The following is a 12,737-nucleotide window of genomic DNA, read 5'->3' on the forward strand; positions in this document are numbered from 1 at the left end:
TGCTGTGGTTGGATCGACCGCTACCAGTCACGGACACGGCGCACCCCGCCGAACTCTGAGCCCATGTACGCCCTGGTGAACACGGCGAAGAGGGCGTGGCTCAGGCGGGTGAACGGGATGAGCGCGATGAGCAGCTCGCCCGAGAGCACATGCAGGGTCGTCATCAGCAGGGAGGGACCGACCTGATGGTAGGCCAGCACGCCGGTGACAAAGGGCAGGACAACCAGCAACAGCGCGAACCAGTCCTTGCACCGGGTCACGTTCCTGACATGGGGCAGCGTGAAGCGGCGCACCGCGAACACGGCGCAGGCCCCGATGACCACGAAGCTGGCGATGTCGCCGTACTGCTCGGGCAGGCTCATCCAGCTGACACCAAAGGCGGTGTCCCAGATGACCACATGGGCGCCCAGGAAGATGGCCACCAGGAAGAACCCGATGTGGAAGGCGAAGGTGGCTATGGTCATGAGCGGATCGCCCTTCCAGCCCAAGGTTCCAAAGGGGATGAGCCAGTGGAAGATGGAGCGCAGGGAGTAGGGCAGGCTCATGTAGGCGAGCGACGCGCCGTCCTTGGCCTTGGCCAGGTTGTACATGCTCACCAGCCGGTAGATGGCGCCGAATATGAACACGGCCCACGCGAGCCAGGCCAGGGGGCCACTGACGAAGGTATAGATTTCTATCATGGCGTCCACCCCCTAGAACCGGGCCACATCCGCGACGATGCGGACATAGCTGTTGTTTTCGATGGCCCTGATGAGCACCTTGGAGCCGTCCGGGCTGAACACCGGGGGCCAGGCGCGGTCAAAGCTCTTCTCGTACGCCTTGCCATTGACCAGGATATGGAACTTGCCGCCCTTCTCGACCACGGCGGCGGCATTGGCGCTGTTGGCCGAGAAGGCCACGGGCCAAGCCATGTCGTAGGTGCCGTCCCACGCCTTGCCGTTGATCACGATGCGGAAGTTCCTGTTGTATTCGCTGGCCAGGATGGCGGCGCGGTTGCCGTCAGGGCTGACCACCAGATCGGTGACGATGGGGAAGGTGGCGTCCCAGGGTACGTTGTCGCAGGCCGCGGTGAACTTGCCAAACCCGGTGGCCACCACGCCCCACAGCTTCTCGCCCGATGCCGAGAACTGCAGGTTCAGACACTGGACATAGCGGGGAGCCCACAGGATGTTGCCATCCTGAGCCACGCCCCACTTGCCGCCGGTGCGAACAGGGGCGACCACGTTACTCCCCTTGGGATGGAAGGCCGGCTCCCAGACCTGCTGGAAGGTCTTCTGCCAGGGCTTGTCATCCACGGCGATGGTGTAGTCGAAGGTGGTGATCCTGGCCTGGGCGGCCACGCGCGCGCCGTCAGGGCTGAAGGTCGGGGTGAAGAGGTTGACGTAATGTCCGTCCCAAACGTTGCCATCCACGGCCACGCTGTAGACGCCCTTCATGAACCCCTCGATGTCGGCCTGGGCCAGCGAGACCACCTGGACCACGGCGGCGGTATGCGTGCCGCACGGGCTCAAGGAGTACTGGTTGGCGTTCTCGAAATAGGTGTCCCAGGGAGTCCCGTTGAGGGACACGCAATACCTGTTGTCGTTCTTGGTCATGGTGGCGATGGACGATCCGTCGGGAGTGAACTTGGTCTCCCAGGCGTATTCCGCGAAATCGCCCCACGGCTCACCGTCGATGGCCAGCGACCACTCCATGTCCTGCTGACACAGGGCGGTCAGCCTGCCGTCGGGCGAGTAGCGCAGAAACCAGAGCTTCTCGAACGGCGTTTCCCAGACCTCGTTGTTGGTCCGCACGGAGAACTCTCCGTCGCCGACCTTGACGATGGCGGCCAGGGTCTCACCGTCCGGGGAGACGTAAGGCTCTTCCTGCCATTCATGTTCCTGAAGAGGGGAAAGGGAATCAACGACCGTTTTGCGGCCAACTTCCCAATCCCATGAGGAGATTCGTCCCATAGCACCCCCTTGTGTTGTGTCGCCGCATGGTTGCGGCGGGTTAGCCCCTTTCGGGGGCCGTATTCCTTCCACACTGGGGGTCGATCGTCAGCGGGCCGTCCTGGCGGACCTCCCGGGCATGATCATCTGGTCCATCCGGTCTTCGAGGTAGGCGGCAAGCACCGCCTCTATCGGACCCTTGACCCAGGGGATGATCTGCATGCCCATGGCTTCGAACCCGTTTCGCACCGCGGTGCTCAGGCCGCCGCAGATGACGATGTCGACACCCATGGTCTTGAGGTAGGCCGGAAGGGATGCGGCTCCCGCGGTGGGCATGGCCGTCATCCCGCTTCGGACGACGCGCCCCTCTTCCAGCGTGTACAACCTCAATTCCGTTGCTGTTTCCAGCAGGGTCGCCACCCGGTTCTGATAGCCTGCGATACAGATATCCATAGATCCTGCGTTTCGTTTTACGACCGTTGTACTTTCGCGGGCTGGCGACGCTTCCCTTGATGCACAGCCCGTACCATTCATTTTTATCACGTTATTCAAACACGTTACACCATCAGCACCAGTGAACAACTCGCACAATTCGACTTATTTTGCTGCACTTTTTCCGACATATGCATCATTTTGCTTCACTCCGGTGCAGTATCCTACGCACCGTGTCGCGCGAAATGCCCAGATCCCGGGCTGCCGCGCTCTTGTTGCCCCCGTGCCGCTTCATGGCCGCGAGCACCACGTGGCGCTTGTGATCGTCCATGCCCGCCGAGGGGTCGGCGTCGCCCGGCAGGCAATCCGCGCCGCGCGGCTCCTGGGCCTGGGGCTTGAGGTATTCGGGCAGATGCTCGGTGTGGATCATCTCGCCAGGGCAGAGGATGAAGGCGTACTCGATGATGTTCTCCAACTCGCGCACATTGCCGGGAAAATCGTGGCGGAAGAGTATCTGATGGACGTTCTCGGACACGGTGCGGATGTTCTTGCCCTTGAGCGAGTTCTGCTGGCGGATGAAGTGGCTGACCAAAAGCGGGATGTCCTCGGTGCGCTCGCGCAGGGGCGGGATGTCCATGCGCACCACGTTGAGCCGGAAGAAGAGATCCTGGCGGAACTCACCCTTTTTGACCATGCCCTCCAGGTCGCGGTTGGTGGCGGCCACGAAACGGACATCGGCATTCACGGGCCTGATCCCGCCCAGGGGCTCGAAGACCTTCTCCTGGAGCACGCGCAGCAGCTTGACCTGGAGCGGCTGGGGCATGTCGCCGATCTCGTCGAGAAAGAGCGTGCCGCCCTGGGCCAGCTCGACCCGGCCCGGCTTGTCCTTGCGCGCGTCGGTAAACGCCCCGGCCTTGTAGCCGAACAGCTCGCTTTCGAGCAGCTCGCCGGGCAACGCGCCGCAGTTGACAGCCACAAAGGGCTTGTCCTTGCGCAGGCTCTGGGTATGGATGGCCCTGGCGAACAGCTCCTTGCCGGTGCCGGACTCGCCGAGCAGGAGCACCGTGGAGTTGGACTGGGCTATGGGCGGCAGTATCTGAAGGGTGCGGATCATGTTCGGGTTGTTGGTGCGGATATCCTCCACCGAGTACCGCTCCTCCACCTTCTGCATGAGCTGGTGGATGGGGGTCAGGTCGCGGAAGCTCTCCACGCCGCCCACCACCTTGCCGTCCTTGTCGCGCAGGGGCGACGAGCTCAGCCCGATGGGGATCTTCTCGCCGTCGGCGCGCAGCAGGAAGCCCGACTTGTTGCGCACGGGCAGGCCGCTCTTGAGACAGGGGCGCATGGGACAGGCCCCGTCGCAGACGTTGGAGGCGAATATCTCCCAGCACTTCTGGCCCACAGCCTCGTCCGGGGGAATGCCGGTGATCTCGCCCGCGGCCTGGTTGAAGAACGTGATGGTCCACTCAAGGTCCACCGTGAAGATGCCCTCGGCAACGGAATCCAGCACGGATTCCAGCGGAATGTTCCGTGGCAGCCGAACCTGCGTCACTCAGACCCCCCTGTTGCGGGCCGCCCACCGAAATGGCCGGGCCTGCCCGCACCTCCGGCATAGCAAACTGCATCAAAATACGCCAGTTCAAATCCGCCGCATAATCACGCACCCGCGTGGCAGAATATTTCACCGGATTTTCCGGGCTCCGCCATTTTGCCTTGACAGCACACTGTTCGTCCTGAAGTCCCCTTGGTCTTCAAACAACAGGAGCGCGCCTCGTCTGGACCCTCTGTTTTTCGTGGCCCGGCCATCATGCGCACCGTGGCCGTGATGACCATCCTCGTTGGCGCGTATTCATTGTATGTGGACATGGTCGCCGTCTGACCCGGCCAGACCGGCCCGCACCCGGCACGAAATCCTGCATGCACGGAGGGACGCGATGCCCAAGACCGCGAGACTGACCCAACTGATAGTGGGATTCTACGAACGACTCTCCTCCTGGGAGCACGGCGTGGTGCGCGACACGGGCGTGACCCTGACCCGGATGCACGCCCAGCTCACGCGCGACATCACCGCCCCCCTGACCGACAGCGAGCGCGCGGCACTGACCGCCATTTTGGAGAAGATGATCCGGGAATGCTGAGGGACAGCTCAGGAACGCTTGCCCGAGCCGATGCTGCTGCTGATGAATTCGTCCAGGGTCTCCGGGTCCGAGTCCCCGATCAGCCGGTCCACCTCGCGCCCATCGGAAAAAATGAGGAAGGTCGGGGTACCCTTGATCATGAACCGCTGCATGGCTGTATCGAGATAGTCCTGAGCGTAGAGGTAGCATCTCAGGCTCTTCACGTGCTGCTTGGAGGCCTCGTCCAATGCCCGCGACTGGGCGCGGAACCGCTCGTTGCGCCTGAGGAAGGCAACCAGGAACGGCTGCCCGCCAAACAATTCCAGTTCAAACGCCTGGGGCTTCATCGTCTTGACCATCACCGCTTCTCCACAATGCTCGTGCGTCGTCCCAGTCCCTGTCCGGTCTCCCGGAGCCGTTCCCCGATGCCAGAGGGGCGACTGCACCCGAACACTACCAGCACTGCCGAAGCATTGCATCATATCAAAGCGTTAGCGGTGTTATAACTTGACGCGACACCCCTGGCCGGACCGGCCAGACGGCGCGGCAGCGGGCTCAGTCAGCCAGCCCCCAGCCCTTGAGCCTGCGGTACAGGGTCGCCCGGTGGATACCCAACTGGCGCGCGGCCCTGGCCTTGTTGCCGCCGCACCGCTCCAGCGCGGCGAGGACGCCCTCCCGGCCCGTTGCCCGGCCAGACGCGGCCACCGGGCCGGTAGGCGGCCCGGCCATGGGCGCTCCCTGGCCGCTGCCGAACATATGGTCCACGAAATCCCGGCGCATGTGCTTGAGCAGAATCTCGCCGCCCGGCGACAGGATGCACGCGTGCTCCAGAATGTGGCGCAGCTCGCGGATGTTGCCGGGCCAGGCGTAGCTCATGAACAGGTCCATGACCTCGCCCGCCACGACCTCGAACGCCTTGCCGAACTGGCTTGAGAACAATTCGAGAAAATGATCGACCAGCAGCGGGATGTCCGCCTGTCTGGCCCGAAGCGGCGGCAGGGACACGGGCATGACGTTGAGCCGGTAGTAGAGGTCCTCGCGAAACGCCCCGCGCCGGACCGAGCCGCGCAGGTCCGCGTTGGTGGCGGCGATGATGCGCACATCCGCCACACTGGTGCGCGATTCGCCCACCCGCTCGTATTCCTTCTGCTCCAGGAAGCGCAGCAGCTTGAGCTGAATGAGCGGCGAGATGTCGCCGATCTCGTCGAGAAAGAGCGTGCCGCCCTCTGCGGTCTGGATGCGGCCCGCCTTGTCACGGATGGCCCCGGTGAACGCGCCGCGCACATGGCCGAACAGCTCGCTTTCGAGCAGGCTCTCGGTCAAGGCCGAGCAGTTGACCTTGACCATGGGGTGCCCTGCCCGCGACCCGCCGTAGTGCAGGGCCTCGGCCACCAGCTCCTTGCCTGTGCCCGACTCGCCGAGGATGATGACCGTGGAGTCCAGGGACGAGAGCTGCTCCAGGAGCCTGTAGATGTCCTGCATGGCCGAGCTGCGGCCTATGATGCCCCGGAACCCCTGCCGCTCCTGAAGCCGCTTTTCGAGGTCCGCGATGCGCGAGATGTCGCGCACCACCAGCACCGCGCCCGAATGCCGCTTGTCCTGGTCGATGAGCGGAGTGCAGTTGAGCTCCGCCGTGCGCACCCCCAGGGCCGGGATGGTGAATTCCGCCTCGTAGCCGTGCACGGACCGACTGGTGCGCAGCACCTGCTTGAGCACGCTGAGGCAGGCGTTACCCGGCACCGGCAGCACCTCGGAAAAATGGACTCCGTTGGCGCGCTCGCGGTCGATGCCCAGGAGCGATCCCGCCGCACTGTTGGTGGCGATGACCCGAAGCTCGCTGTCCACGGTGATGATGGCGTCCGGGATGCTGCGGAAGGTGGCTTCGAGGTTGAGCCGATATTGCTCCTTCTCGGCCATGGCCAGACCCAGGGCGCGCTCCGCCTCCCGGCGCTCGGTGATGTCGCGGCCCACGGTCTGGATCTCGCTGACCGCGCCGAACTGGTCGAGTACGGCCCGGTTGGTCCAGAGGACCCAGCGCTCCTGGCCGTCGTGCCGGGTGACGCGCTGCTCGCGGTCGAACACGGGCCTGCCTGCAGCGGCCTCCCTGAGCCAGGCGCGCTGGTCCCGCCGCTCCTCCCCGGCCATGATCGGGAAAAATTCGCGGCCCACCACTTCATCCTCGTCCACGCCGAAGAACTTGGCATACGCCTCGTTGACAAAGGAGAGCGCACCGTCTGGCGTGTAGCGGCAGATGAGTTCGGTCTGATCCTCGACCACAGCCCGGTAGAGGCGCGCGCCCTCGCGCAGAGCCTCCTCCACCGCCCGGCGGTGGGAAACGTCCTGCACATAGGCGGTGCATATTTCCCGGCCCTCATGCTCGAACTGACTCACGGACATCTCTGCCGGAAAGAGTGTCCCGTCCTTGCGGCGATGGCGGGAGAGGGGCACCCGCTCCACCCCGGCGCGGATGGCCTCCAGGACGCGCTCAGACCCGTCCAGCAGCTCTGCCATGTCCAGCCCGGGCATGGCTTCGTCGTACCCGTAGAGCTTGCGGGCCGCCTCGTTGCAGTCGAGGATGACGCCGCTCTCGCGTTCGAACACGAGAATGGCGGCGCGTGCGGCCTCGCACACGCTGCGGTAGCGTTTTTCGCACCCGGCCAGCCCGGCCTCGGTGCACAGACTGGCCGTGATGTCGCGGGCAATGACCACGAACCCGGCCAGACAATCGCCGTCGGGCACGGGCCGGATCAGGATGTCGAGTGTGGAGCCATCACGCTGCTCCCGGAGGCGCTGCGGAAGCAAGGTGACCCCGGCGCGGGCCATGGCCTCGCCCTGGAGCCTGGCCGAGCCGTCGGGCAGGAGCGACAGGTACGGCCTGCCAACCGCATCCGCTGCCGGGCATTGGATCAGAGGCACTCCGCGCTCGCCCGCCCTGAGCACCCCGCCCTCCTCGTCAAGCAGCAGCACGGTCTCGTCGCCCGCGTTGACCAGCGCGCCGAGAAAACCGGACATGCGCGCAAGCCGCCTGCCGCGGTCGCGCTCGCGGACCATGGACGCCTTCATCTCTAGGCCCAGGCAGACGAGCATCAGGAACCGCCTGCGGTCCACGGGCTTCTTGAGATACGTCATGGCCCCGAAACGGACCACCACCCCGCCGGGGTCGTCCATGTCTGCGTCCACCAGCAGGATGAGCGGCACCTCGTAGCCCGCGTCCCCGGCCACGCGCAGCAGGTCGTAGCCATGGTGGCTGCCCAGATCCAGGGCGGCAAAGATCACGTCCGGCTCCACCCTGGCCATGACCGCGCACGCCTCGGCCATGGTCCCGGCTGTCTCCACCCGGTGTCCCTTGCCCGCAAGGGTGTCCGCGATCAGGCCGCGTATGTCGTGGTCGCCCTCGGCGACGAGAAAGATCGGGGCCACAGGCAATTCTCCTGAAAAAACCCATACATCACTTACGCACCGATAACCAGCTTAAAGACAGTCGCAACCAAGGGAGAACACACAAGGTGCGGGCCGCGAGCTGCCGGGCGGACAATTGCACTACCCATTTTACAGGCAACCGTGTAAAGGACAGATGTGGAGGACCGTTTTGTCCCATACTACAGCAGGAGGAGTATCATGTCTGCGTTCACCGAAGCCGATCTGCCTCTGGAACTCAACGACGGAGAGATCATCACCCTGGCCGACGGCACGTCCGTCCGCTTCGAATCGAGCGGCGAGGCCAAGGACATCATGATCAACGACGGGTTTGCGCCTGCAGCGACCCTGTTCCCCGGAAACGAGCACGTGTTCGATGCTGGCGGATGCACCTACAGGCTGTCCTGTGAGTTCGGCAATTCCATGCGCGTCGAAAAGCTCTGACGCCACGGCCCCCTTGATGGAACGCCCGTCCCCGCCATGCGCAGGACGGGCGCGTTCATTGTGCCCGCCCGCCTCCGCCTGACCACACGCTGAACCGCCAAGCGAACACTATTGGCTTTACTTTTTCTCCCGGCTTGATACTTTCGAGGTCTGGACTGCGACAACTGCCTCAAGGCATCAGGGATCGATTCCACAGGATAACGGAGACTGCGATGGCCAAGATACTCGTTGCCGAAGACGACAGGATATCTCAGAAACTGGCGGTCAAGATCGTCGAGGACCTCGGCCATACGGCCTTTGTCAGCCCGCACGGCAAGCACGCCTACGAGTCGCTGACCGCGAGCAACCGGTTTGACCTGCTGATCACGGACATCATGATGCCGGAGATGGACGGCCAGCAGCTCATCAAGACCCTGCGCGGCGACCAGCAGTTCATGGACCTGCCGATCATCATCATGTCCGCCGTGGTGGGCATGAGCGAGATTTCCAACCTGCTCAAGCTGGGGGCCACCCTGTTCCTGGCCAAGCCCCTGGACCGCGACGAACTGCAAAACTATATCCGCCGGTGCCTGGTAAAGGTCGAGGGCTGTAAAGCCAAACCCGCTGCCTAGCGGACCACGCCCCGCCGATCCGGAACCCATGCGCATACTCATCACCCACAACAACTTCCCGGCCCAGTTCAGGCACATCGCCGAACACCTCGGACGCACCCCCGGCAACCAGATCGTCTTCGCCACCAAGACGGCCCGCGAGGAGTGGGTCATCGAGGGCGTGAACAAGGCGGTCTTCACCCCCGTGGGCAAGGAAGCGCACGGCTATCCCCTGGCGCGCGGATTCGAGGACGCGGTCCGCCACGGGGCCGGGCTCCTGCAACTGTGCATGGCCCTGCGCAAGCAGGGATTCGTCCCGGACGTGATGCTCGGCCATTCCGGCTGGGGGCAGTCCATGTTCCTGCGCGACGCTTTCCCGGACACGCCCTTCATCGGCTATTTCGAGTGGTATTACGGGGCGGACAGCCCGGAAACCACCTTTGACCCCAAGCCGAGAACCGAGGCGGAAAAGGCCGCAATCAGGCTGCGCAACACAGCCATCCTGCACGATCTGGTGGCCTGCCGAGCCGGGGTCGCGCCCACGGGCTGGCAGCGCTCGCAGTTCCCGGTCGAGTTCCAGCCCAAGCTCATCCAGGCCCACGACGGCATCAACACCGTCTATTTCTCCCCGGCGGACGAAGGGTTGCTGCCCATCAAACAGCTCGACCTGCCGGGCGCGGACCTGACCGGGGCCACCGAGCTGGTGACCTACTGCTCGCGCGGGCTCGAACCCTATCGCGGGTTCCCCCAGTTCTACGAGGCCCTGCCCGCCATCCTCGACGCCCGGCCCGGCTGCCATGTGCTCATCGTGGGCGAGGACCGGGTCTGCTACAGCCCGAAACTGCCGGACGGCCAGACCTACAAGTCGGTCATGCAGGACCGGGTCACGGTGGACCCGAGCCGGGTCCACTTCACCGGCCCCCTGCCCTACGGCAAATACAAGCAGGTGCTCCAGGCCTCCTCGGCCCACGTTTACCTGACCTGGCCCTTTGTCCTGTCCTGGTCGTTTCTCGAAGCCATGTCCTGCGGCTGCCTGCTGGTCGGCTCGGACACCGAGCCGGTGCGCGAGGTGCTCAGGCATGAGGAGAACGGCCTGCTCACGGATTTCCGCTCGTCCGAGCGGATCGCCGCGAGCGTTGTCCGCGCCCTTGAGCACCAGCAGGAGCTGATCCCCCTGCGCCGCGGGGCACGCCAGACGATCCTGGACAAGTACTGCCTGAGCAAGTGCCTGCCCATCCACCTGAGCCTGCTGGCCAGGGCGGCCAAGGATGGTCCGGGCCGCTTCAAGACCCCTTGACAGACCAACAGAAAACAGACGATTCGTCCTTAACTGACCGCCCGTCATCCCCGCGCCCTCGGCGCGATGGCGCGCCCTGGCAAGACAACCCCAAATACACAGAGATGACCATGAAAAGAACCGTGACCACTGTTTTGGCCTCCCTGCTGCTCTCCCTGCTCCTGGCCGCCGCCGCTCTGGCCGCGGACCCGGAGAACACCCTCTATCTCGACCTCGAATACGGGCGCGTGACCATCGAGCTGCGGCCCGACCTCGCCCCGGCGCATGTGGCGCGCATCAAGGAGCTGGTGCGCACGGGCTTTTACGACGGCATCGTCTTCCACCGCGTCATCGAGGGGTTCATGGCCCAGACCGGCGACCCCACCGGCACCGGCACCGGCGGCTCCGGAAAGAATCTCAGGGCTGAGTTCTCCCTCCAGCCCTTTGTGCGCGGCACGGTGGGCATGGCCCGCGCCCAGAGCGAGCACAGCGGCGACAGCCAGTTCTTCATCTGCCTTGCCCCGGCCCCGTTTCTGAACGGCCAGTACACGGTCTGGGGCCAGGTGACCTCGGGCATGGAGTACGTGGACAAAATCCGCAAGGGCCAGGGCGCAAGCGGCATGGTCCAAAGCCCGGACAAGATTGTCAGGATGCAGGTGGCCGCCGACGTGGCCGCGAAATAACCGACCGCAACGCATGAAAAAAGGCGCGGCCTCCTTGGAGAGGTCGCGCCTTTTTCGTGGCCGTGGCACGGGTCAGTTGTCGAGGTAAATAAACCGCTTGATCTTCTGAGTCGGGGTCTTTTCAAAGGGCTCGACCTGCTCCACCACGCGGGCGAGGCGGGCAAAGGTCGAGACCTTGCCGTTGACCTCCTGGCGCACGTCCTCAAGGATGCCCTGGACCTTGGCCCTGACCTCGGACTCGGTCATCTTCTTGACCCCGAATTCGTCGTCCAGGGCGTCGTAGTTGAGGTAGATGCGGGCCGAGACCTTGCCGCCCGCCTCGTAGACCATGGACTCCATGACAAAGTCGCAGGCGTTGATGAAGGATTCGACTTCCTCGGGATAGATGTTCTCGCCGCTTGGGCCGATGATGACGTTCTTGAGGCGGCCCTTGATGAAGAGGTAGCCGTCCGCGTCGATGAGGCCCAGGTCGCCTGTCTTGAGCCAGCCGTCCTCGGAGAAGGTGTCCTCGGTGTCCTTGGGGGCCTTGTAGTATTCGCGCATGACATTGGGGCCTTTGGCATAGACCTCGCCCTCGCCCGTGACCGGGTCCGGGTTCTCTATCTTGAGCTGCACGCCGGGCAGGGCAGGGCCGATGGCCCGGAGCCGCTGGCGGTCCGGCGGCGCACCCGCCAGGAGCGGCGATGTCTCGGTCATGCCGTAGCCGATGGCATAGGGCACCTCGCCCTCGCTCAGGAAGCGTTCCACCTCGGGCGACAGGGCCGCCCCGCCGATGCACATGCAGCGCAGGCTGCCGCCGAAAGCCTCGATGAGCTTGCGCCCGGCGATGCGCGAGACCTTCCTGCGGGCCACGCCGATCTTCATCAGCCCGCCCATGACGCCCTTGCCGGAGAGCTTGGGCTTGATGCGGCTCTTGTATATCTTCTCGATGATCAGGGGGACCACGTTCATGACCGTGGGCTTGACCTGCTCCATGGCGGGCAGGAGGGTCTTTGGCGTGGGCGGCTTCTTGAGGTAGTGGACCGAGGCCCCGCAGTAGACCGGGACGAGCAGCCCCACGGTACACTCGTAGGTGTGGGCCATGGGCAGCACCGACAGAAAACGGTCGGTCTCGAAAATAGGGATGGCGGCCACCCCGGCCACGACGTTGGCGACCAGGTTGCCGTGGGTCAGCACCACGCCCTTGGAATGCCCGGTGGTGCCGGAGGTGTAGAGGATGGCGGCCACGCTGTCCGAGGTCAGGCCGGATTCACTCCTGTCGCCCTTTTCACCCTTGCCGCTCTTGCGGTCGATAAACCGGCGCGCGGCCTCGCCAAATTTTCCGAGCCGCTCGCGGCCCATCTCCACGGCCTCCTCGAAATTCGTCCTCACTTTGTCCTCGTTGACGATGGAGAAATCGTCCATGACCACCACAGCCTTGAGGCTGGGGAAGGTGCCCTCGTCCACCTTGTGCATGTAGCGGTTGGACGCGATCACGACCTTGGCCTCGGAGTGCCTGAGGATGTGATGCACGGCGCTGATGTGGAACTCCTGGAGGATGGGCACGGCAATGGCACCCAAAGAGACGATGGCGAAATAGGTGATGGCCCAGTTGGGCATGTTCTCGCCGATGATGGCCACCTTGTCGCCGGGGTTGACGTTGTTGGCCACCAGCATGGTGGCCACGTCGTGCGCCAGATCAACGAACCGGGCGTAGGTGATGGGATCGCCCCCGACAAAGCTCAGGGCGGTCCGGTCAGGATACCGGCCAGCTGTCGCCTCGAGCAAGTCCTTGAGGGTCATTTTCTCGGTGTTCACGGTGTCCTCCGGGTGTGCTGCGCGCTCATCGCCCGCATGCATACCATGCC

General features: G+C 64.3%; 13 protein-coding genes. 6 read left to right on the forward strand and 7 right to left on the reverse strand.

Annotated elements, in window-relative coordinates; translation table 11 throughout:
• Window positions 1-20: 20 nt before the first annotated feature.
• From tmcC to DAES_RS13290, 4 genes are all read right to left on the reverse strand, one after another.
• Window positions 21-680, reverse strand: coding sequence for a TmcC family electron transfer complex membrane anchor subunit (gene tmcC, locus DAES_RS13275; protein ID WP_013515545.1), 660 nt, complete (start codon window positions 678-680; stop codon window positions 21-23).
• 12 nt (window positions 681-692) lie between these two features.
• A complete protein-coding gene (tmcD, locus tag DAES_RS13280; protein ID WP_013515546.1) occupies window positions 693-1,952 on the reverse strand; it encodes an electron transfer complex subunit TmcD in 1,260 nt (419 codons plus the stop codon).
• A gap of 87 nt (window positions 1,953-2,039) precedes the next feature.
• Window positions 2,040-2,384, reverse strand: a complete 345-nt coding sequence (locus DAES_RS13285; RefSeq protein ID WP_013515547.1) for a NifB/NifX family molybdenum-iron cluster-binding protein — start codon at window positions 2,382-2,384, stop codon at window positions 2,040-2,042.
• Window positions 2,385-2,559: 175 nt separating this feature from the next.
• On the reverse strand, window positions 2,560-3,915 hold the full coding sequence (locus DAES_RS13290) for a sigma-54 interaction domain-containing protein (protein WP_013515548.1): 1,356 nt from the start codon (window positions 3,913-3,915) through the stop codon (window positions 2,560-2,562).
• A 192-nt stretch (window positions 3,916-4,107) separates the two neighbouring features.
• On the opposite strand from DAES_RS13290, the gene DAES_RS18055 reads away from it, so the two are divergent.
• Both DAES_RS18055 and DAES_RS13295 read left to right on the forward strand, forming a co-directional pair.
• The gene (locus tag DAES_RS18055) at window positions 4,108-4,242 is read left to right on the forward strand and encodes a hypothetical protein (RefSeq protein WP_269077516.1); all 135 of its coding nucleotides are present in this window, start codon (window positions 4,108-4,110) and stop codon (window positions 4,240-4,242) included.
• A gap of 55 nt (window positions 4,243-4,297) precedes the next feature.
• Window positions 4,298-4,501, forward strand: a complete 204-nt coding sequence (locus DAES_RS13295; RefSeq protein WP_013515549.1) for a MarR family transcriptional regulator — start codon at window positions 4,298-4,300, stop codon at window positions 4,499-4,501.
• Window positions 4,502-4,509: 8 nt separating this feature from the next.
• On the opposite strand, the gene DAES_RS13300 is transcribed toward DAES_RS13295, so the two are convergent.
• Entirely contained in the window at window positions 4,510-4,839 is a 330-nt protein-coding gene (locus DAES_RS13300) for a thioredoxin family protein (protein WP_013515550.1), read from the reverse strand.
• A gap of 196 nt (window positions 4,840-5,035) precedes the next feature.
• Window positions 5,036-7,900: a sigma-54-dependent Fis family transcriptional regulator gene (locus DAES_RS13305; RefSeq protein ID WP_013515551.1), complete on the reverse strand. Its 2,865-nt coding sequence runs from the start codon at window positions 7,898-7,900 to the stop codon at window positions 5,036-5,038.
• Between the two features lie 198 nt (window positions 7,901-8,098).
• On the opposite strand from DAES_RS13305, the gene DAES_RS13310 reads away from it, so the two are divergent.
• The 4 genes from DAES_RS13310 to DAES_RS13325 all read left to right on the forward strand — a co-directional run bounded on the left by DAES_RS13310 (window position 8,099) and on the right by DAES_RS13325 (window position 10,890).
• The gene (locus tag DAES_RS13310; protein ID WP_013515552.1) at window positions 8,099-8,341 is read left to right on the forward strand and encodes a hypothetical protein; all 243 of its coding nucleotides are present in this window, start codon (window positions 8,099-8,101) and stop codon (window positions 8,339-8,341) included.
• 212 nt (window positions 8,342-8,553) lie between these two features.
• A complete protein-coding gene (locus DAES_RS13315) occupies window positions 8,554-8,952 on the forward strand; it encodes a response regulator (RefSeq protein WP_013515553.1) in 399 nt (132 codons plus the stop codon).
• A gap of 28 nt (window positions 8,953-8,980) precedes the next feature.
• The gene (locus tag DAES_RS13320) at window positions 8,981-10,228 is read left to right on the forward strand and encodes a glycosyltransferase (protein WP_013515554.1); all 1,248 of its coding nucleotides are present in this window, start codon (window positions 8,981-8,983) and stop codon (window positions 10,226-10,228) included.
• Window positions 10,229-10,338: 110 nt separating this feature from the next.
• Window positions 10,339-10,890 carry a peptidylprolyl isomerase gene (locus tag DAES_RS13325; protein ID WP_013515555.1) on the forward strand — a complete coding sequence of 184 codons (552 nt, stop codon included), beginning with the start codon at window positions 10,339-10,341 and terminating at the stop codon, window positions 10,888-10,890.
• Between the two features lie 72 nt (window positions 10,891-10,962).
• Here the strand turns inward: DAES_RS13325 and DAES_RS13330 are convergent, their stop codons facing one another.
• Window positions 10,963-12,729: an AMP-binding protein gene (locus tag DAES_RS13330; RefSeq protein WP_049776413.1), complete on the reverse strand. Its 1,767-nt coding sequence runs from the start codon at window positions 12,727-12,729 to the stop codon at window positions 10,963-10,965.
• Between the last annotated feature and the right edge of the window lie 8 nt (window positions 12,730-12,737).

This window comes from Pseudodesulfovibrio aespoeensis Aspo-2, assembly GCF_000176915.2.
Lineage (GTDB): Bacteria > Desulfobacterota > Desulfovibrionia > Desulfovibrionales > Desulfovibrionaceae > Pseudodesulfovibrio > Pseudodesulfovibrio aespoeensis.

Bases quoted from the DNA above. Each gene is read 5' to 3' on its own strand.
- tmcC (WP_013515545.1), bottom strand. From the start codon at position 680: ATGATAGAAATCTATACCTTCGTCAGTGGCCCCCTGGCCTGGCTCGCG.
- tmcD (WP_013515546.1), bottom strand. From the start codon at position 1,952: ATGGGACGAATCTCCTCATGGGATTGGGAAGTTGGCCGCAAAACGGTC.
- DAES_RS13285 (WP_013515547.1), bottom strand. From the start codon at position 2,384: ATGGATATCTGTATCGCAGGCTATCAGAACCGGGTGGCGACCCTGCTG.
- DAES_RS13295 (WP_013515549.1), top strand. From the start codon at position 4,298: ATGCCCAAGACCGCGAGACTGACCCAACTGATAGTGGGATTCTACGAA.
- DAES_RS13300 (WP_013515550.1), bottom strand. From the start codon at position 4,839: ATGGTCAAGACGATGAAGCCCCAGGCGTTTGAACTGGAATTGTTTGGC.
- DAES_RS13310 (WP_013515552.1), top strand. From the start codon at position 8,099: ATGTCTGCGTTCACCGAAGCCGATCTGCCTCTGGAACTCAACGACGGA.
- DAES_RS13315 (WP_013515553.1), top strand. From the start codon at position 8,554: ATGGCCAAGATACTCGTTGCCGAAGACGACAGGATATCTCAGAAACTG.
- DAES_RS13320 (WP_013515554.1), top strand. From the start codon at position 8,981: ATGCGCATACTCATCACCCACAACAACTTCCCGGCCCAGTTCAGGCAC.
- DAES_RS13325 (WP_013515555.1), top strand. From the start codon at position 10,339: ATGAAAAGAACCGTGACCACTGTTTTGGCCTCCCTGCTGCTCTCCCTG.
- DAES_RS13330 (WP_049776413.1), bottom strand. From the start codon at position 12,729: ATGCATGCGGGCGATGAGCGCGCAGCACACCCGGAGGACACCGTGAAC.